Annotated in this window: 1 pseudogene; it reads left to right on the plus strand. The window is 61.7% G+C overall.

Annotated features, from left to right (window positions below):
• Positions 1-575, plus strand: a pseudogene (locus OK351_RS17890) (IS3 family transposase); the annotation flags it as partial.
• Between the last annotated feature and the right edge of the window lie 33 nt (positions 576-608).

Genomic DNA, 608 nt, shown 5'->3' on the forward strand with positions numbered 1-608 from the left:
CGCAAGTGCACCCCGGCTGGTCCGCCGGTGCATGATGACCTGGTGCAGCGGAATTTCACCGCCGAGCAGCCCAACCAGCTGTGGCTGACCGACGAACACCTGCGCATCACACCGGTGAGGGCAAGCTATACCTGTGTGCGATCAAGGACGTGTTCAGCAACCGTATCGTGGGCTACTCGATGGACTCGCGAATGAAGGCCCAGCTGGCGGTCAACGCCCTGGAGATGGCGGTGGCGCACCGTGGACACCCACGTGGGGTTCGGGTGCATTCAGACCGCGGCAGTCAATTCCGTTCCAGGAAATTCACCCAGGCCCTCGAACGTCATGGGCTAATCGGGTCCATGGGCCGGGTCGGGGCGGCCGGTGACAATGCGGCCATGGAATCGTTTTTCAGCCTGTTGCAGAAGAACGTGCTGGATCGGCGCTGGTGGACCACCCGCCAACAGCTGCGCCTGGCGATTGTGGGGTGGGTGGAAGGAAAGTATCACCGCAAACGCAAGCAACGCAGGCTGGGGAAACTGACCCCTGTCCAGTTCGAGGCTAGAATGATCGAGTCCGTCGCTCTGGCGGCATAAATCACGGTGTCAACCAAACCCTCAGCAGACCCG

The sequence above is a fragment of the Glutamicibacter sp. MNS18 genome (assembly GCF_026107515.2).
Classification (GTDB): domain Bacteria; phylum Actinomycetota; class Actinomycetes; order Actinomycetales; family Micrococcaceae; genus Glutamicibacter.